Here is a 16,732-nt window from a genome sequence, read left to right as displayed (position 1 = left end):
GGGCGGTGCTCCGCTTTGCTGCGCCCGCTTCGCGGTTCAGACCTGCCGCCCGCCGTCCCTTTAGGTCAGCGTCAACGGAGCCATCGGGGCGCCCGCGACACGAAGCCAAAAGGAGATATGAAAATGGCTAACGCACTTGGATATGTCAGCGAAACAGACACAGGCTTTGAAGGCGCACTTGCCATGATGAGCCTCAACACGCCGATCCGCATCATCAAAAATGACGAAAAGACCGCCGACAAACAGCCCGATTTCAGGGTCTATGCCGGAGAGAAAGGCTCCGATATTGGCGGCGGCTGGGTCCGCACCGCGAAGTCTTCGGGCCGCGAATATGTCTCGCTCACCCTCGCAGACCCGATGATCGGCCCGCGCAAAATCTATGCGAACCTCGCCCCGGTCAAGGATAAGGATGGCCGCCACGTCATCCTCTGGAACCCGCAGGGCTAGACGCCGAAACACCAACCATAACGCCGCCCCGGAGGCTTTCTCCGGGGCGGTTTTTTTATGCTTTTTCCTTGGTTAAAACGTCGGGGGAAAATTCATGTGATCCATTTTCCCTCTGCAAAATCCCGCAATCTCCGCCAATCCTTTCGTCTCAAAAGTGATGAAAGGACACTGTGTACAATGACGAAAAACAGACGAAATGATCGCCGAAACGATGGCTGGCCGGAGCTTTTGAGTGTCGAGGAAGCGGCAGAATTTCTGAGGCTGAAACGCTCAACGCTTGACCATTATCGCTGCGAGGGACGCGGGCCGATTTACCGCAAACATGGCGCGCGGGTCTTCTATCCGAAACCCGATCTCATCCGCTGGTCAGAGCGCAATTCCTATGCGTCCACATCCGAACGCCTGCAGAAGCCGGAATGAAAAAGCGCACGCTTTGGATGACAGGATTTAGCGCCGGTCTTGTCTTTTTCGGTCTGGTTCTCGACCCCGCAGATCGCTTGATCTGGAACCGGACCGCGAGCGCACCGACAGGGCTTTACTGGCTGAGCGACGCGCCCTTCACCCCTGGCCGATGGGTCGTCGTCTCCAGCCAGAGCGTGCAAGCGAACTGGGCGCAGGAGCATGAATTTGTTGGCGAAGACTGGCCGTTATTGAAACAGATTGCCGGGGGTCCCGGCGATGAAATCTGCCGGACCGGACGCGACATTCTGATCAATGATGAAGTTGTGGCGGAAGCGCTGATTGTCGATTCCAGTGGCCGAAACCTGCCTGTGTGGGATGGCTGTGTCCGGCTTGAAAGCGATGAGCTTTTCCTGCTGACGCCGCATCCGGCGTCGCTTGATGGCCGGTATTTCGGTCCCGTAAAACAAACAGACCTGGATGGCGTCGCCATCCCCGTTTTCGTGGCCCGGGACAGACAGGGCGCAAGCGGATGCAAAGCGATACATGCGGATGCAAGGGAATCAGAAGCGAACCCGGTAGGGCAAGATTAAAGCTATGGCACCACATGCCATCTAACGCCTTGTCTGCACATCTGTTTTTTGGCGCCCTTTGCACAGCATTGCGGTGCATGGATCGTCGGAAATTTCCCGGAATGAAAGGGGTTCCTGTGGTGCATGGGGTAAGAGCGCCGCAATGAGCGATGATACCCCGTTCACACCCCGGTTGGGGCCGATACGCGATAGAGGCGGCCCAGCTGGAAAGCGCCTTCGCCGCCAACTGGCGAAGACCGGGAAGCGGCTTTCTAATGCGCCCCGGAAATCTTCCTTCACGGGCGCGCGTTATGGCAGCGGCGGCGCAGCGCGAACACGCGCATCCGCAGGGCGGCATCTGTCCCGCCTGCAACGGCGGCGCGTCGTGGTCAAAGTACATATCGCCAGAGCCGGACGCGCGGGCCCAGGACTCTATCGTGCCCATGTCGGCTATCTGCAGCGGGACGGCGTGGATCGCGAGGGCGAAGGCGGTGTCCTCTATGACCGGGACAATGAAGGTATATCGCCGCGCGACTTTCTGGAGAGGAGCGAACAGGATCGCCACCAGTTCCGGATCATCGTGTCGCCGGAGGGCGGCGCGCGCATGGGCGATTTCAAACAGGCGACGCGCGACCTGATGGCGCGCATGGAAGCCGACACCGGGCGGCGCTTGGACTGGATCGCTGTCGATCACCACAATACCGGCCATCCGCACACGCATATTGTCGTGCGCGGGCGCGACGCGCGGATGAAGGATGTCGTCATCGCGCGAGACTATCTCACCCATGGCCTGCGCGAAGCGGCCGAGGATCTTGTGACACAGAGGCTCGGACCGCGGCGAGCGCTGGAGATTGCAGAGACGCGGCAGAAACAGGTCGATCAGGACCGGTGGACAGGGCTGGATCGCGAGATCGAAAACCTTATCGATGGAAGCGTTTTTGAGCCGGGCGATGCGTCCTCAAGCGGCGAACGCTTTAGCCGCTCGCTTCAGATTGCTCGCGCACGCCACCTCCAAACGTTGGGCCTCGCAGAGCCCGCCGGAGCCGTAGCCTGGCGGATGAAGCCGGGCTGGCAGGAGCAACTCAAACGCCGGGGCCGGCGGGGCGACATCATCCGCACACTCGCGGCGGAATTCGGCGAACGTAAAAAACACATTCAGTTTGTGCAGGACCGGGATGCGGATGCAACCCCTATTCAGGGCGTCGTTAAAGCCTATGGCGCCGAGGACGAACTTCGCGACACACGCTACATGCTCGTTGAAGATTTTGACGGCGGGATATGGCATGTGCCTGCTGGCGCCATTGATCCGACCTCCCGCCCGTCGCGCGGCGCGGTTGTTGAGCTGTCGCGCGCGAGCGCGCTGGCGCGGGCTTCGGACACGGCCATCGCCAGAGTCGCCGATGAAACGGGTGGCGTCTGGTCGGAGGACTTGCACGCCCGCCACGATCCCGGATCGAAACCGGCTTACCGCCTGTCGCTGAAGCGCCGTCTTGAAGCGCTGCGGCGGGCGGGAATCGGCGAACGGCTCGCCAGCGGAGAATGGCGCATTGACGCGACCTTCCTCAAACGCGCTGCTGACTACGAAGCGCGGCGATCCGGCGGGGTAAAACTGACCGTTTTGTCGTGGCTGTCCCCGGAGGCGCAGATTGAGCGGATGGGTGAGACATGGATCGACGGGCTTTCAGAAACCGATGCGGAACGGTGCATCGCGCTCCGGAAACTTCAGATGCGGCGGCAGGCATGGCTGCGAGAGCAAGACGTTCTGCAGGCAGGGCAGGCAACCCTTTCAGATGAGCAGCGTATTCGGATGCGGGCGCTTGATCTGAAACAGAACGCCGATGCGATCGCTGCGCGCTCGAACCGGACGGCTGTCGATCTGGCGAACGGGGACCGGTTACACGGGCGGCTGGAAGGCCATGTCGATCTGGCGGCGGGCCGCATGGCGGTCATCGGGAATGCGAAGGCGTTCGCGCTTGTACCGTGGCGCAGCGCGCTCGGGCGGCAGACCGGCCGCGAACTGACACTCAAACGCACAGCCGCAGGCATCGGCTGGACGGTTGGAAATGGTCGCTCGAAGGGCATTTTTCGTTAGGCTTTTTGGTTGCCTTGCAGGCGGGTGGCCGGAGTGGTCAGTTTTGCGGCTGGCCGAAAGTGCCGTATATCGCTCTAACTATTTGAGCGATGCGGTTTCAGCGTGTGTGCCCGCATATTAATGGTCCTTCCCAAGCGATCGTTACGCTGTATTGCACAGGCGCCGAAGCTCGGGCGGATTGGCGGAGAGGCAGCCCTCGTGAAGAAGGCCGACAAAACCGAACTTTACAAAAGCGCAGGATTCCGATTGTTCGTACATCTACTTATAGCTTCTGCTAAGGCGTGCCGCGGGGGCCGAATAAAACGACGCCTGCGCCGACCAGCATGATCGCAGCGCCGAGAAAGTCCCACCGGTCCGGCCGCGCGCCCTCAACAAAATAAATCCATGCAATCGAAGCGGCGACGTACACCCCGCCATAGGCGGCGTAGGCGCGCCCGGCGAAATTGGCGTCAATGCGCGCGAGCAAAAGCGCGAACAGGATCAGACTGACCACGCCGGGACCGATCCAGAGCGGCGACTTTTCAAGGCGCAGCCACATCCAGAACGCATAACAGCCGGCGATTTCAAAGAGTGCCGCAAATATATAGTAGACCGCCGTCATTGATCGCCGCCATTCTTATCAAAGCCCAATATGGTGACGACGAACCTGCCCGGCTTTTCGAGCTGAAGATCGGTAGTCGCCATCACGCGCTCCAATTATCCCGCGCAACAGGAAAGCTTGGTCACATCCTTGTCGAAGCCCTGCGCCGCGAGTTTCAATCCTTCGACCGTCGTCAAATAAGGGAAAATCGTCTCGCCCAGTTCCGTCGCGGTTATATTATATTTGAGCGCGAGCACGATGGTCTGGATCGAGTCGGCCCCTTCAGGCGCTAAGATTTGCGCGCCAAGTAGACGATCCGTCTCGGCGTCGGCGACCAGCTTGATCAGCCCGCGCGTATCATGGGCTGCAAGCGCGCGCGGCACTTGATCAAGCGGCGCTACCGACGTTTTGACATCGAATCCAGCGGCTTTTGCCTGAGCCTCGCTTAACCCCGCGCCCGCGATTTGCGGATCCGTGAACACGACCCATGGCATCGCCGCATTTTCGTATGTGTGCGAATTGCTGTTGAGCGCGTTTTTTACCGCAAGCTTCGCGCCATAGGCTGCCATATAGACAAACTGGTCCCGGCCCGTAACATCGCCGGCGGCGTAGACGCCTGGCTTGCTTGTCTGCATGCGTTCATCGACGACAATACCGCCATTGCCCAGCGTTTCGATGCCCGCGTCTTCAAGTCCGAGCGTTCCGGTGTTGGCCTTGCGCCCCGTCGTCAGCAGCAAATGCCCGGCGTGAATGACCTCTTCGTCACTGCCGATGGAAATCGTCAGGGAAACGCCTTCATTGGTTTTTGCGACGCCAACATAGGAAAGTCCGGTTCGGACGGCGACGCCCTCCGCCTCGAAATACTCGGTCAGCGATTCTGAAATCTCCGGCTCGGCCTCCGGCAATAGCCTGCTGCGCGTCACAAGCGTCACCTCGGCTCCCGCGCGCGCAAACATCTGCGCCAGTTCGCAGCCGATATACCCCCCGCCGACCACGATAAGAGAACGCGGCAACTCGGAAAGCTCCAGCGCCGAGGTGCTGGTCAGATAGGGCGTTTCATCAAGACCCGGAATGTCGGGAATTGTCGGCGACGATCCCGTTGCGATGAGAACCTTGGCGGCTTCGATCCGCCGCTCGCCCACCATGACGCCGCCTTCGGTAAGACGCGCCGCGGCTTCAATATAATCTATTGAATCATAAGCGCTGAGGAGATCGATATATTTCTTTTGGCGCAGGCTCGACACGAGTGCATCCTTGTCCGCCATGAGCGCGGACCAGTCATCGATATGCGCTTCGCCTGTAATCCCCTGGAACCGGCTCGCCGCCCGCGCGCCGTGCAACGCCTCGGCGGCGCGGATCATCGTTTTTGATGGCACGCATCCGACATTGACGCACGTCCCGCCGATCAATCCATGACCGATCAGCGCCACCCGCGCGCCTTCTTCGGCGGCGGTTATTGCTGCAGAAAAGCCCGCAGACCCGGCGCCGATGACGATAAGATCGTGTGGGTTCGAATTTGGGGGACAACAGCTATCCGTCATGAAGCTTACTTTCTGAGAGAGTGTTTTGTCGGCGGCGCCGACGCCAGACTGCGTATAATGTGAGGACGATGAAAAGGCCGAGGGCAGGGAACAGGATGTGGTCCAAATATCCCGTGAACGCCGACAGGCCGATCACGCCAAAAAGAACGACGAGGACCGGTGTAAAGCAACAGAGCGCGGCGACGATCGTGCCGATGATCCCAACACTGAGAAGAGACCGCATTGGTCAGGTTTCGATTTCGGCTGCGGGATAACCGACATTCGTCGACGCTGCGGCAATCTCGGCGGGAGTTGCGATAGCCGGATCGTAAACCACGGTCGCAATTTTGGTCTCAAAATCGACCTCCACCGATTTGACGCCTTCGACGCGTTTCATGGCTTTGCGCACCGAAATCGGACAGGTCGCACACGTCATATTCTCGATTGAAAATTGCGCGCTCGCCTCTGTCGCTTCTGCTGAAGCAAGGACGGTCGTATCGCTGGATGATTGCGCGACCACGACAACGCCGCCAAGCGCCGTTGCGCCGATGGCTGCCGCGATAAGCAGAACTTTTTTCACGAGGTGCTCCTTTCAATAAAACAGCGGCGCCCAGTAATCGATGGTTGCCGCGAGCAAGACGAGAATGGCCGATATCCAAAGCGCCGCCTTGGTAAAGCGCGCTGAATCCGGTCGTGCGCATGCGGTTCCGTCTTCGCAAGGCTCCGCCTTTCGGAAATAGACATGCCAGAACCCGGCTGCGATGAAGACCGCAGCGATCCCGATAAATACCAGCTTGTAGGTTTCGAGCGCGGTCAGATTTCCGATCCAGGCGCCGGATACGCCGAGACTGATCAGGATCAACGGCAAAATGCAGCAGGAGGACGCCAGAAGGGCTCCAAGCGCGCCGCCGGCAGCGAACCAGCGTTTGCCGCTCTTTGCCTTAATGCCAGGTTTTTCGTTCTCGGCCGCTACTTCTAACATCTGAAACGCATATCCTTCATGGTCTCGACTCCAATTTGAGCTCAATGTAGGCTCTGTAGTAACTACAGGATCAAGAAGGAAGTTTGCGATGTCGTTCACGCTTACGCGAGATTATGTGAAGCGCGGCGAGCTCGCCCGCCGCTCCGGCTGCAATCTCGAAACAATCCGATATTATGAGGACATCAAGTTAATGCCCGAGCCGGCGAGGACGGAATCCGGTCACCGCCTTTACTCGACCGATGATCAACGCCGATTGCGTTTTATCCTGCGGTCCCGCGAACTCGGCTTTTCCGTCGATGAAATTCGCAGCCTGCTGTCGATGGTCGATAGCGGCGATTACACTTGCGGCGAGATTCATGCGCTGACGCAGGAGCATTTGAAATCTGTTTCCAGGAAAATCGCCGACCTGAAGAAACTTCAACGCACACTCAAAGCTATATCGGATGATTGCGCAGCCGGTGATGAGCCGTACTGTCCCATCGTTGAAACTTTGATTTCAGATTAGTTCGGATGAATATACCCGTAGCTGGCTAAACTAGACTTTGGTCGGGCTCACTGATGGTCGGTCCTGAGTATGCGCTCGCAGACTGTGCAAAGTCATATTGATCCGTTCACTCACGACCATAGTCGCAAAATGAAAACTTCGGCAACGGCCTGCAGCTAGGCGTTTAGACTGCTTTGCACGCGCTTGCCTGGAATGGCCGGTTTCAGGACTGGTCGCTGACGCGCTGCGCCCGTCATTCTTGGAGGGACTGTTTTCTTAAAGACGTGGAGCGCCATGACCGGCACAAAGATACTGATCGGGCAGATTTGCGTTGTGTTCGCATTGATCATTGGCGCAGTCTGGCTGGCGACGCAGATGACCGCCGAAGCGCTTGGGTATCAGGCGGCGCTGGGCGCGCCGTGGTTCGTGGCGGGGGAGACCCCGATCTACAAGCCCTGGCGGCTCTTTCAGTGGTGGTATGCTTATGAGGCATACGCGCCGGAAACTTTCGCGCGCGGCGGACTGGTTGCAGTGTCGGGATCAGCGCTCGGATTTCTTGCGGCGATCATCGGCTCGGTGTTGCGCAGCCGCCATGAACGTCATGTGACGACGTATGGATCGGCGCGCTGGGCGAACCGGTCAGACCTCAAACGCGCAGGTCTGCTCGCTGACATAGGTGTATTTCTGGGGCGTTGGCAAAACCGCTATCTGCGCCATGATGGCCCGGAACATGTCATGGCCTTCGCGCCTACCCGGTCAGGAAAGGGAGTGGGACTTGTCGTCCCGACGCTTCTGTCCTGGACAGGCAGCGCCGTCATCCACGACATCAAGGGCGAGAACTGGGAGCTGACATCAGGATGGCGGTCGGGTTTTTCCCGCTGCGCGCGCTTTGATCCGACCGACCGTCGCTCGCCCCGGTACAATCCGCTTATGGCGGTGCGGCGCGGCGAACACGAAGTTCGCGATGTCCAGAACATTGCAGACATTCTTGTCGATCCGGAAGGCTCGCTTGAGCGTCGCAATCATTGGGAGAAAACGGGTCATTCCCTGCTGGTCGGCGTGATCCTGCATGTTCTTTATGCAGAGAAAGACAAGACCCTTTCAGGGTGCGCACAATTTCTGTCGGACCCGAAGCGATCTTTTGCGGTGACGCTGCGCGCAATGATGACGACGGCACATCTTGGGCCGCAGGGCGTTCATCCGATTGTGGCGCAAGCGGCGCGGGAGCTTTTGAACAAGTCGGAAAATGAACGCTCGGGCGTCCTCTCGACCGCGATGAGCTTTTTATCGCTCTACCGTGATCCGGTTATCGCCGAAGTGACGCGCCGGTCCGACTGGCGCATCGAAGATCTGGTCAGTGGCGATCAGCCGCTTTCGCTTTATCTGGTCGTGCCGCCATCCGACTTGTCCCGGACCAAGCCTCTGATCCGGCTGATCCTCAACCAGATCGGGCGGAGACTGACCGAAGACCTTCCCGAACGGAACCGCCGCAAGCTGCTCTTGATGCTCGACGAATTTCCGGCGCTCGGGCGGCTCGATTTCTTCGAGAGCGCGCTTGCTTTCATGGCAGGCTATGGCATCCGCGCCTATCTGATCGCCCAGTCCCTTAACCAGATCGAAAAGGCCTATGGGCCGAACAATTCGATCCTCGACAATTGCCATGTGCGCATCGCTTTCGCGACCAATGATGAGCGCACGGCCAAACGGGTGTCCGACGCGCTGGGCACGACAACCGAGTTGCGCGCCCAGAAGAATTGTACCGGCCATCGCCTCGCGCCCTGGCTCTCCCACATGATGGTCTCGCGACAGGAAACTCAGCGGGCGCTGGTGACGCCCGGCGAGGTCATGCAGCTCTCTGCGGCGGATGAAATCGTTATGGTGTCCGGCGCGCCGCCCGCGCTTGCGAAAAAGCTGCGTTATTTCCAGGACAGGAATTTCACACGACGGGTTTTGCCGCCGACAAGCGTCGCTTGGGTGGCGGAGACCGCTGACGGACCCTGGACCGGTATTGTTGTCGCACCGCTCGTGAACGATCCGCCGTTAGACGTGGGTGAAAGCGCCGACGGACTTGCGCTAAAGCGCACGCGCGAGCCTGACCATGCGCCACAATCAGAACAAGTTGCAATCGAACCGGTAGTTTCGGACGCGCCTGATGTGGAAGACGCCGCCGATCCCGCAGAAGACCGGAATCTGGATATGGTACGCCGCGCCGTCGCCGCGGATCGGGGCGATCCCGACGTATTGCCGGAGTTCTGAGGCTATGGCAAAACCGCGCGTCAATATCCGCATTTCGACGAAACTCTACGCGCAGCTCTGCGAAGCGGCCGACAAGCCCGGCGTGACAAAGACAGCGATTGTGGAGGACGCGCTACGCGCGTGGTTCGATCCGGAAGCCCGCTCGGTTCTGGAGGAACGGCTTCTGGTCCGTATGGATGCTTATGACCAACGCCAGGCCGATATGGAGCGCGATCTCGCCTTTACCTATGAGACGCTCGCGCACTACGTCTATTACTGGCTGACCCGTAGCGAACCCATCCCGGAAGGCGAGCGTGACATTGCTCATGCGCTGGGCAGGAAGCGGTTTGAGTATTTCCTTGGACAAGTTGCTTTGAAGTTGGGATCGGATCAGAGATCGCCTGCCGAGCACCAGTACGCTGAATCATTGGAAGTGGTCGAGCAGCCGTAGAGATACTCAACGGTAGGAGTTTCGTTGCTCAACGCCGATCTCATACTGTCGCGTTCGTCGGTCCGGTACTCCCAATCAGACGAACCAAGCATGATTTCCTTTTCGGGATTCAAATTCCTAATAATACTTGCTACTAATGAGTTCGACGCGATGAACCAGCGTCGAACCCAAGCGGTCCACAAATCTGTGGACCAAAATCGGATCAAAATGAGGACCAAGAAACGATTTTCAGGCGCATAAGTGTTTGAAAACATTGGATAAAAAATATGGATTGTGGCACGTCACTCGCGCCATTTCTTCAATTTTTTCAAACAATTAACTCCTTGAAAACATTGTAGAAATGTTGCGTGCATCACGTGTTTTCGCCACTCGAGTCCGGTTATTGACTCAAATTGTGATACAAATTGGAACCAAATTGTGATACAGTTTGAGGATGACAGTTCTCAGGCATTCCGACCAGTTCCTGCTTCTTAGAGGCGAACGCTGGCACTACCATCGGCGGGTCCCGGCCAAATTCAAACATGTCGATCCTCGAACCTTTGTGCGTGTCGGGCTTGATACTGAAGTCTTGAAAGTGGCGCGCATGAGACGTGACGCACTCGTCGAAGCAGATGATGCTTATTGGACCTCGCTTCTCTTGGCAGAGGTGGAAGGAGACAGCGCGAATGATACGGCTAAGGCCGCGGCAGCAAAACGCTACGAGTCAGCGAATGCCCGGGCCATGGCGAGAGGGTTTGCCTATGCACCCGCTGAAACCTTAGGCGCTTCTGCTGAGTTGGCTGACTTGATGCAACGCATACAGTTGCTCGAATGGGGCACCTCTCCAGCGCACCCACCAAGTATGCAGGACGCTGAAGCCTTGCTCGGCGCAGTGCCTGCACCTGTCGCTGAAGACGACAAGACAACCGTGTCTGAAGCCTTCCAGCTCTATCTCGATGAAATCGCTTTCGACGAGCAGTACAACAAGTCGCCCAAACAGAAATACTCCTGGGAAAAGACCAAGCGGACCTCAATCAATTACTTCATTGATGTGATCGGCGATCTGCCCATAGCTGCGATCTCACGTGACGATGCACTGTCTTACCGCAACTGGTGGATGGAGCGGATGATCCCACGCGAGGAAGGTGAGAAACCGGCCAAGCCGAACACGGCCAATCGGCATATTGGCAATATGCGAACGCTGCACGAGGCCTACTTCTCCCACAAGGGCGACGAAGAGCGGCTCAATCCTTTTCGGAAAATGTTCTTCAAGGGCGAATCTCGGGTCGACGTGCCACCGTTCGAGGATGACTGGGTTCGCAGCAAAATTCTCGCGCCCGGCATCTTTGATGATCTGCGATGGGAGCTACGGTGCATCATTTATGTGCTGATCGAAACAGGTTGCAGAACCAGTGAAATCTGCAATCTCCTGCCAGAAGACATAAAGCTAAAAGCCAACGTCCCTTTTATTCGCATCCGCCCTCGGCAGAACCGTGAAATCAAAACCGAGACATCCATACGCGATATTCCACTGGTCGGCGTCGCGCTTGAAGCGATGCGAGCAGCTCCGGAAGGTTTCGAGCATTACCGTGATCGCGGCGAACTCGTATCCGCCAATCTGATGAAGGCGTTTCGGCAAAGGGGGCTGTTTCCAACAACAGACCACGTAATCTACTCGTTCCGACACGCTTTCGAGAAACGAATGCTCGAAGCTGGATTGGATTATGGATTACGCTGCACGCTGATGGGGCATAAGACAGATCGACCAGCCTATGGAGACGGTGGGTCCATGGCCTACCGGCGGGACGAATTGATGAAGATTGCTCATCTGGTGCCGGACGGGCTTAAATTTAGTGATTGAGATTGGAGATACTGATGATGAGAATGATGGCCCTTGTGGTTTTATGTGCTGGGTTGCCGTTCGCTGCACAGGCGGACGATTTGATGACGATGGAAGATGTGGTTGAGGCGGCTCAGGCAGGCATTGAATTTGTTGATAATGACTACGTCGCTGCGCGCTTGGCCGCGAATCCGGACGTGCTCCTCTATGATGTTCGTACCGAGTCCGAGTTCGAGCTGGGGCATATTCCTGGAGCGCAGTGGCTGCCCCGCGGCAAAGCGGAATTCATAGTCGCCGATACAGTCAGAGATGCAGATGTTGAGATCATACTCTATTGCCGAACCGGCAGCCGTGCCGCGCTCGTGAAGAAGGCGCTTGACGCACAAGGCTATCACAACGTCTCAGCACATGAGGGCTTCGAGACCTGGTCTGGCGATGGCCGCGCGTTTGAGACAGAGCTTGGGAATGTTCGATTAGTCGTCGAGGAGTGAGGTTCGAAGAACGCCATTGCTGCTTCGTGAATAGAGGTGGTTCGAAAAATAGGACCAAATACGGCTCGATTTGCCCCATTCCGGCAGGATTGGCGTAGCCCGCTGAATAGCCCGTTGACCTCTTGGGCAGATCTTCATCGCTTAGAGCGGTTGACGGAAGGTGCGCTCTTATCAATATACCCCCATAGGGTATATTTGGAGTCTCAGGATGTCATCATTAGACGCGACCAATGGTGCAGAGGCGCCGCAAGTCTCGCAGAAAACGGCGGCGCTCTATCGTATGGTGATGGATCAGCATCTCTGCCCTTATGGACTTAAATCGAAATGGCTGCTCGAGCGACAGGGCTTTGACGTTGAAGACCATCATTTAACGACGCGCGAAGAAACCGATGCTTTCAAACAAAAGCATGATGTCAAAACGACGCCGCAAGCCTTTATCGGAGGCGAGCGCATCGGCGGGTACGAAGCGTTGCGCGAGCGTTTGACGTCGTATGAGAAAAGTAGTGACAAAAAGACGTACACCCCCGTTTTGATGATCTTCGCGATCAGCGCCCTTATGGCTCTCGCTGTGTCTTGGGGACTGCTTGGTGATGTGCTCGCGGTCCGCACCGTTGAACTCTTTGCCGCTTTCGCGATGACGGCTTTGGCGCTTCAGAAGCTTCAGGACGTTGAGCGCTTCTCAACCATGTTCTTGAACTATGACCTCCTGGCGCAGCGCAAGGTTGGGTACGGTTATGTCTATCCCTTCGCCGAGGTGGTTGCTGGCGTCCTGATGATTGGCGGCGGAGCTGCGGCCTTGATTGGCGCGCCCATCGCGCTGTTTATTGGTACGATTGGCGCGATCTCAGTTTACAAGGCTGTTTATGTCGACAAGCGCGACCTAAAATGCGCGTGCGTTGGCGGCGACTCCAATGTGCCGCTCGGCTTCGTGTCTTTGACAGAGAACCTAGTCATGATGGCGATGGGGATTTGGATACCGCTCAAAGCGTTCGTGTTTTGAGGGTTTAGCCGAGCCGCTTTCCACGTCTGGCGACATACGCTGCTGGGGTATACGAAATGAAGTTAGAAACAAAGTCGGCCGCGCTCAAACGCCTTGCTCGTATCGAAGGTCAGGTGCGCGGTGTCTCGAAGATGATTGATGATAACCGCTATTGCATCGATGTTGTGCGGCAGCTGCAGGCGATCAAGGCCGCTCTGTCGGCGCTCGAAAATCTCACGCTCCAAGATCATCTGGACACGTGCGTCGACCATGCCCTGAGCAGCGACGATGTGGCTGAACGTCGTGAGAAAGTCGAAGAGCTCGTCGCAGTACTTGGTGGGCGCAAGAAGTAATTTGGGACGAATACCCCATCAGCCGTATACGGGTGTTAATCGGAACTACTTCGAAATGAGGGGAACATACTCAAACTAACGCTCACTGTTGTGATTGTAGCGACGGAGCAGATAATCGATGCCTCCGTATGGGAGCTGTCGAGTCTGCTGGTCGCGCCCCCGGCGATCGAAAAGCCGCAATGACGACCTATTGTGGCGGGTCCGATATCTCAGTGTAGGTAAGGTGATACCGGGTGTTACCGGCCTCATCCTGAAGGGCCTAGCGGGCGAACCGGAGCTGGACCTTACCAGTTGTATCCCCGCCTGAGGTGCCGGCGCCGGATGTCCATTTCTCGTTGCCGCGAATGGACAGTCACCATTGACGAGTGCTGTAAAATCAATGATACAAACATAGTTTGCACAATGATAAGGAAGTTTATTTGTCGCAGTACAACACGATTATCCTATTGACGTCTGATGAGCAGCTGACCAAGGCTGCACATTCAGTCTTAGTTGCCGAGAATGATTGTCGCTTGATTACGTTCGAAAACGAGCGGGAAGCACAAAGCGCAATGAGTGACGTTGAGTGTGATTTATTGATTTGTGACGATGACAGTCTTGAAGACTCATCTGATAATATTTTAACGCGTTTGAGAGTGAGGGCTCCAGCTACTGCGCGTATCTTGATTACGGATGGGGAGATATCCGCCGAGGCGGTCGATCTGGCATCTCGAGCCGCAACATTTATGTATCTGGTAAAGCCTGTTCAGGCACAACAACTCAAGATCGTCGTTAAACGCGCGCTTGAGATAAGTGAGCTTTCGCGTCGTCATAGGCTTTTATCTCGAGAGCTAAAACTGTCGATAGATGACCATATCTTCAAGCCAACAAAATCTGAGGATATAAAGAGCCCTTGGTCCAGATTTGAAAAACTTATCTATGTCAGCCCCAAAATGGATGAGCTGTGCGCCTTGGCTCGACAAGCCGCAGCGACAGAAATTCCAATCTTGATACAGGGCGAAACGGGCACCGGCAAAGAACTAATGGCGCGCGCGGTGCACTACAATTCTGATCGTAAAAACTCTCCTATGCATGTCCAAAATTGTGGAGGGTTTCCCGATGATGTTTTGCATTCTGAATTGTTTGGCCATGTGGCGGGGGCCTATTCGGGCGCATTGACGCCGCGTTTGGGCCTTTTCCGCGCTGCTGATGGCGGGACCGTCTTCCTGGATGAAATTTCTGAAGTATCTCCTGCGTTCCAGGTCAGCTTGCTGCGATTTTTGCAGGAAGGGGAGGTCAAGCCGCTCGGGTCGGATGAAACGCTCTATTCCAATGTGCGGGTCATCGCTGCGAGTAATCGGCCACTTGAGGAATTGGTTGTCAAAGGCACTTTTCGGCGAGATCTATATTATCGTCTCAAAGGGATTGAGCTTAACATCCCACCTTTAAGGCAGCGCCTAGAAGATGTTCCGGCTCTTTCGACTCATTTCTTGGAGCGTGCGTCAGAAGTGTCTGGTCGACATTTGTTGGGCATTGCAATGGACGCGCTGAAGCGACTTAGTCTCCACAATTATCCTGGAAATGTGCGCGAGCTTCAAATGGAGATCCAAAGGGCTGTCACGATCGCAGGCACGGATAGCTATATCCTCACCCGGCATCTTTCTCCAAACATTGCCAGTATCAATATTGATAAATCCACCACGGAGGACTTTGAGGTCGATGGCGCAACTCTCAAGGAAATGGTAGAGAAATTAGAAAAGCATGTGGTCTCCAAAGCGCTTGAGCGTCATCGTTGGAACCAAAAACGGGCTGCAGAACAACTCGGCGTATCGCGGGTGGGAATTGCAAATAAGATCAAGCGTTATGAGTTGAGCCAAGGTTGATTTGATCGCGAGACGATTCCGCAAGACACAGGTGCGAATATGCCAACAGAGACGAATGTCACACGTTTTCCATTCTCAAGATTGCCAGGCTCGAATCGAAACCAGCCAGCCAAAGAGCTAGGCCATACCTCTTTACTGTCGGCGCTATCAAACAAACCCAGTCATGCCGTCGGGCATTGGTGCACGCCATGCGAGGGGGTCTGGTATGGCCTAAGGGCTGAGGTTGAGTGCCCAGTCTGCGGAAACCGGAACGGCTAGTCTGTTGACTTGCAATTTTGCACGCGCTGAAACTTGATTTGCACCATGACAAAGAAAGTTTCTCTGCACTAAATCGAAAAAAATTGCGTGAAAATAAGGCTTTACAAGGCGTGTCTGGTTTCCTCATATGGAATCAAGAGGTTCGCAATCTATAGCTGAGTGTACTGCGCAATCAGCGAGGAGACCGTGATCTTCGTCAAGATAAACTTGCTGAAAAGGGACTCATCATGGCAAATCTTCTCTGGCTTCAAGGCGGAGCGTGTTCCGGCAATACAATGTCATTTCTCAATGCTGAGGAGCCGAGCGCCTGTGACTTGGTTACAGACTTTGGCATCAATATTCTTTGGCAACCCTCATTGGGACTGGAACTTGGCGATCAGGTTCAGGACATTTTGAAGAAATGTGTCTCAGGCGAAATCCAATTGGACATCTTTGTGTTCGAAGGATCAATCGTGAACGCGCCAGACGGTACTGGCAATTGGAACCGTTTTGGCGGTCGCCCAATGAAAGACTGGGTCAAAGAATTATGCGACGTGGCACAATTTGTTGTAGCGATTGGCGATTGCGCGACTTATGGCGGCATTCCTGCCATGGCGCCAAACCCAAGTGAAAGCACCGGGCTTCAATTCTTGAAAAGAGATCATGATGGCGGATTGCTTGGCAAAGATTACGTTTCGAAAGCTGGCCTTCCTGTCATCAATATTCCAGGCTGCCCGGCGCACCCTGATTGGGTTACACAAATCCTCGTGGCCGTTGCATCAGGACGAGCAGGGGACTTAACCTTGGACGAATTCCAACGGCCTAAGACCTTCTTCTCAAGCTTTACGCAGACGGGGTGCACGAGAAACATGCACTTTGCTTACAAGGTCTCGACGACGGCCTTCGGTCAGCGCAAGGGTTGCTTATTCTATGATCTTGGGTGTCGGGGACCGATGACACATAGTCCATGTAATAGAATTCTCTGGAACCGTCAGTCTTCCAAGACACGTGCTGGTATGCCGTGCCTGGGCTGTACCGAACCTGAGTTTCCGTTCTTCGATTTGGCACCCGGTACGGTCTTCAAGACACAAACGGTTATGGGCGTACCAAAGGACATGCCCACCGGCGTGAACAAGAAGGGTTATATGAAGCTAACGGCCGCCGCGAAGGGAGCTTCACCAGCTTGGGCTGAAGAAGATATTTTCGTCGTATAAGCGACATCAGGAGTT

18 protein-coding genes are annotated in these 16,732 nt (G+C 56.0%); 13 read left to right on the top strand and 5 right to left on the bottom strand.

Annotation, left to right across the window (positions count from 1 at the left end):
- Positions 1-123: 123 nt before the first annotated feature.
- The 4 genes from B3527_RS05355 (at position 124) to B3527_RS05340 (ending at position 3,510) form a co-directional block, all read left to right on the top strand.
- On the top strand, positions 124-447 hold the full coding sequence (locus B3527_RS05355) for a DUF736 domain-containing protein (RefSeq protein WP_035549592.1): 324 nt from the start codon (positions 124-126) through the stop codon (positions 445-447).
- A gap of 177 nt (positions 448-624) precedes the next feature.
- Positions 625-867, top strand: a complete 243-nt coding sequence (locus B3527_RS05350) for a helix-turn-helix domain-containing protein (protein ID WP_051602531.1) — start codon at positions 625-627, stop codon at positions 865-867.
- Positions 864-1,439: a S26 family signal peptidase gene (locus B3527_RS05345; RefSeq protein WP_065382683.1), complete on the top strand. Its 576-nt coding sequence runs from the start codon at positions 864-866 to the stop codon at positions 1,437-1,439. The genes B3527_RS05350 and B3527_RS05345 overlap by 4 nt, the downstream gene beginning before the upstream one ends.
- Positions 1,440-1,581: 142 nt before the next feature.
- Positions 1,582-3,510: a DUF3363 domain-containing protein gene (locus B3527_RS05340; protein WP_112061943.1), complete on the top strand. Its 1,929-nt coding sequence runs from the start codon at positions 1,582-1,584 to the stop codon at positions 3,508-3,510.
- Between the two features lie 274 nt (positions 3,511-3,784).
- Here the strand turns inward: B3527_RS05340 and B3527_RS05335 are convergent, their stop codons facing one another.
- From B3527_RS05335 to B3527_RS05315, 5 genes are all read right to left on the bottom strand, one after another.
- Positions 3,785-4,111, bottom strand: coding sequence for a YnfA family protein (locus B3527_RS05335; protein ID WP_112061944.1), 327 nt, complete (start codon positions 4,109-4,111; stop codon positions 3,785-3,787).
- Between the two features lie 95 nt (positions 4,112-4,206).
- A complete protein-coding gene (gene merA / locus B3527_RS05330) occupies positions 4,207-5,631 on the bottom strand; it encodes a mercury(II) reductase (protein ID WP_112061945.1) in 1,425 nt (474 codons plus the stop codon).
- Positions 5,621-5,854 carry a mercury resistance system transport protein MerF gene (gene merF / locus B3527_RS05325; protein ID WP_112061946.1) on the bottom strand — a complete coding sequence of 78 codons (234 nt, stop codon included), beginning with the start codon at positions 5,852-5,854 and terminating at the stop codon, positions 5,621-5,623. Before merF ends, merA begins: the two co-directional genes overlap by 11 nt.
- A gap of 3 nt (positions 5,855-5,857) precedes the next feature.
- Positions 5,858-6,190, bottom strand: coding sequence for a heavy-metal-associated domain-containing protein (locus B3527_RS05320; protein ID WP_112061947.1), 333 nt, complete (start codon positions 6,188-6,190; stop codon positions 5,858-5,860).
- A 12-nt stretch (positions 6,191-6,202) separates the two neighbouring features.
- Positions 6,203-6,592, bottom strand: coding sequence for a mercuric transporter MerT family protein (locus B3527_RS05315; protein WP_112061948.1), 390 nt, complete (start codon positions 6,590-6,592; stop codon positions 6,203-6,205).
- An 88-nt stretch (positions 6,593-6,680) separates the two neighbouring features.
- Here B3527_RS05315 and B3527_RS05310 point away from each other — a divergent pair, with 88 nt between their 5' ends.
- From B3527_RS05310 to B3527_RS05270, 9 genes are all read left to right on the top strand, one after another.
- Positions 6,681-7,097: a MerR family transcriptional regulator gene (locus B3527_RS05310; protein WP_112061949.1), complete on the top strand. Its 417-nt coding sequence runs from the start codon at positions 6,681-6,683 to the stop codon at positions 7,095-7,097.
- Between the two features lie 273 nt (positions 7,098-7,370).
- Entirely contained in the window at positions 7,371-9,332 is a 1,962-nt protein-coding gene (locus tag B3527_RS05305; protein WP_290479347.1) for a conjugal transfer protein TraG, read from the top strand.
- 4 nt (positions 9,333-9,336) lie between these two features.
- The gene (locus tag B3527_RS05300) at positions 9,337-9,762 is read left to right on the top strand and encodes a hypothetical protein (protein ID WP_112061951.1); all 426 of its coding nucleotides are present in this window, start codon (positions 9,337-9,339) and stop codon (positions 9,760-9,762) included.
- Positions 9,763-10,195: 433 nt separating this feature from the next.
- Positions 10,196-11,602 carry a site-specific integrase gene (locus tag B3527_RS05295; RefSeq protein WP_290479348.1) on the top strand — a complete coding sequence of 469 codons (1,407 nt, stop codon included), beginning with the start codon at positions 10,196-10,198 and terminating at the stop codon, positions 11,600-11,602.
- Positions 11,603-11,616: 14 nt separating this feature from the next.
- Complete coding sequence (locus B3527_RS05290) at positions 11,617-12,072, top strand: rhodanese-like domain-containing protein (RefSeq protein ID WP_290479349.1); 456 nt, start codon at positions 11,617-11,619, stop codon at positions 12,070-12,072.
- 280 nt (positions 12,073-12,352) lie between these two features.
- Positions 12,353-13,072: a glutaredoxin gene (locus tag B3527_RS05285; protein ID WP_290479350.1), complete on the top strand. Its 720-nt coding sequence runs from the start codon at positions 12,353-12,355 to the stop codon at positions 13,070-13,072.
- Between the two features lie 56 nt (positions 13,073-13,128).
- Positions 13,129-13,404 carry a metal-sensitive transcriptional regulator gene (locus B3527_RS05280; protein WP_290479351.1) on the top strand — a complete coding sequence of 92 codons (276 nt, stop codon included), beginning with the start codon at positions 13,129-13,131 and terminating at the stop codon, positions 13,402-13,404.
- Positions 13,405-13,823: 419 nt separating this feature from the next.
- Entirely contained in the window at positions 13,824-15,266 is a 1,443-nt protein-coding gene (locus B3527_RS05275; RefSeq protein WP_290479352.1) for a sigma-54 dependent transcriptional regulator, read from the top strand.
- 485 nt (positions 15,267-15,751) lie between these two features.
- A complete protein-coding gene (locus B3527_RS05270; RefSeq protein ID WP_290479353.1) occupies positions 15,752-16,717 on the top strand; it encodes a hypothetical protein in 966 nt (321 codons plus the stop codon).
- Positions 16,718-16,732 lie beyond the last annotated feature (15 nt).

It is taken from the genome of Hyphomonas sp. UBA4505, assembly GCF_002388685.1.
In the GTDB taxonomy this organism is placed as follows: Bacteria; Pseudomonadota; Alphaproteobacteria; order Caulobacterales; family Hyphomonadaceae; genus Hyphomonas.
The sequence above is the reverse complement of the archived record's forward strand: the minus strand, read 5'-3'. Positions and strand labels throughout refer to the sequence as shown.

Bases quoted from the DNA above. Each gene is read 5' to 3' on its own strand.
- B3527_RS05355 (WP_035549592.1), top strand. From the start codon at position 124: ATGGCTAACGCACTTGGATATGTCAGCGAAACAGACACAGGCTTTGAA.
- B3527_RS05350 (WP_051602531.1), top strand. From the start codon at position 625: ATGACGAAAAACAGACGAAATGATCGCCGAAACGATGGCTGGCCGGAG.
- B3527_RS05345 (WP_065382683.1), top strand. From the start codon at position 864: ATGAAAAAGCGCACGCTTTGGATGACAGGATTTAGCGCCGGTCTTGTC.
- B3527_RS05340 (WP_112061943.1), top strand. From the start codon at position 1,582: ATGAGCGATGATACCCCGTTCACACCCCGGTTGGGGCCGATACGCGAT.
- B3527_RS05335 (WP_112061944.1), bottom strand. From the start codon at position 4,111: ATGACGGCGGTCTACTATATATTTGCGGCACTCTTTGAAATCGCCGGC.
- merA (WP_112061945.1), bottom strand. From the start codon at position 5,631: ATGACGGATAGCTGTTGTCCCCCAAATTCGAACCCACACGATCTTATC.
- merF (WP_112061946.1), bottom strand. From the start codon at position 5,854: ATGCGGTCTCTTCTCAGTGTTGGGATCATCGGCACGATCGTCGCCGCG.
- B3527_RS05315 (WP_112061948.1), bottom strand. From the start codon at position 6,592: ATGTTAGAAGTAGCGGCCGAGAACGAAAAACCTGGCATTAAGGCAAAG.
- B3527_RS05310 (WP_112061949.1), top strand. From the start codon at position 6,681: ATGTCGTTCACGCTTACGCGAGATTATGTGAAGCGCGGCGAGCTCGCC.
- B3527_RS05305 (WP_290479347.1), top strand. From the start codon at position 7,371: ATGACCGGCACAAAGATACTGATCGGGCAGATTTGCGTTGTGTTCGCA.
- B3527_RS05300 (WP_112061951.1), top strand. From the start codon at position 9,337: ATGGCAAAACCGCGCGTCAATATCCGCATTTCGACGAAACTCTACGCG.
- B3527_RS05295 (WP_290479348.1), top strand. From the start codon at position 10,196: ATGACAGTTCTCAGGCATTCCGACCAGTTCCTGCTTCTTAGAGGCGAA.
- B3527_RS05290 (WP_290479349.1), top strand. From the start codon at position 11,617: ATGATGAGAATGATGGCCCTTGTGGTTTTATGTGCTGGGTTGCCGTTC.
- B3527_RS05285 (WP_290479350.1), top strand. From the start codon at position 12,353: ATGGTGATGGATCAGCATCTCTGCCCTTATGGACTTAAATCGAAATGG.
- B3527_RS05280 (WP_290479351.1), top strand. From the start codon at position 13,129: ATGAAGTTAGAAACAAAGTCGGCCGCGCTCAAACGCCTTGCTCGTATC.
- B3527_RS05270 (WP_290479353.1), top strand. From the start codon at position 15,752: ATGGCAAATCTTCTCTGGCTTCAAGGCGGAGCGTGTTCCGGCAATACA.